The sequence below is a fragment of the Vibrio sp. Vb1337 genome (assembly GCF_033338715.1).
Classification (GTDB): Bacteria; Pseudomonadota; Gammaproteobacteria; order Enterobacterales; family Vibrionaceae; genus Vibrio; species Vibrio alginolyticus.
In genome coordinates this window covers 1-1,142 of the sequence record NZ_JAWOTD010000203.1, presented here as the reverse complement: position 1 = coordinate 1,142, position 1,142 = coordinate 1, and the positions used below count along the sequence as shown (strand labels likewise).

Genomic DNA, 1,142 nt, shown 5'->3' with positions numbered 1-1,142 from the left:
ATTGCAGCCACTCTTCTTGCGTGCGACCTTCAGTAAATTCATCAAACACGCCCATACGCTTCGCCACGCCAGACATGATGTCGTAGATTGGCTTACATTCGAAACGAGGTTGAATCGCTTGGCTTGCAAAGATGAAGTAAGGCATTGACGCTGCCGCACCATCCATACAGAAATCTGATTGCTCGGACGTTGTACAGTCTGGCAGTACGATATCGGCATACTTCGCAGAAGACGTCATGTGGTTGTCGATCACCACAATCATTTCACACGCTTTTTCATCTTGAAGAATGTCGTGTGTGCGGTTGATGTCTGAGTGTTGGTTAATCAGGCAGTTACCCGCGTAGTTCCAGATGAACTTGATGTTGTTTTGCAGCTTCTGAACACCTTTGATGCCGTCAGTAAGATCGGTCATCTCAGTGCCACGGAAAATCGCATCTGTCCAAAGGAACATTGGGATAGAAGCGCTGATTGGGTTTGGCACTTTCGGGAAGCGTTGGAATGGGTAAGAGTGGTTACCCTCCCGAGGACCAGTACCACCACCTTGTAGACCAACCTGACCACGAAGCAGAGACAGCATCATGATCGCTTTACATGCTTGCTCACCGTTTGCTGAGCGTTGTAGACCCCAACCTTGCGTGATGTAAATGCGTTTTGCATCGCCGATTTCTCGCGCAAGTTTCAAGATCACATCAGCAGGAATACCTGTGATTGGTTGTGCCCACTCTGGCGTTTTCTCGATACCATCCGGACCTGTACCCATGATGTAATCTTTGTAGCTGCCATTTTCTGGCGCTGATGCTGGCAGAGTTTTACGGTCGTAACCCACACAGTAGCGGTCAAGGAAGTCTTGGTCGACTTTATCTTCGCTGATCAATACATGTGCGATAGCAGCGACAAGGGCCGCATCGGTACCGTGTTTGATAGGAATCCATTGGTCTTCACGGCCAGCGGCAGTATCGGTGTAACGAGGGTCGATACAGATCGTACGTGTGTGGCTAATATTTTTTGCGTCCACGTAGTTGTGGATTTGACCACCGCCCGACATACGCGTCTCGGCTGGATTGTTACCAAACATCAGACAAAGATCTGCGTTTTGTACGTCGTCAATCGAGTTGTTGTCTACCCAAGTGCCGTAGAAATAC

General features: G+C 49.0%; 1 protein-coding gene. It reads right to left on the bottom strand.

Features of this window, described 5'->3' with window-relative positions:
• The coding region (locus R7E42_RS25035; RefSeq protein ID WP_318073244.1) for a molybdopterin-dependent oxidoreductase at positions 1-1,142 on the bottom strand (1,142 nt) is incomplete at both ends.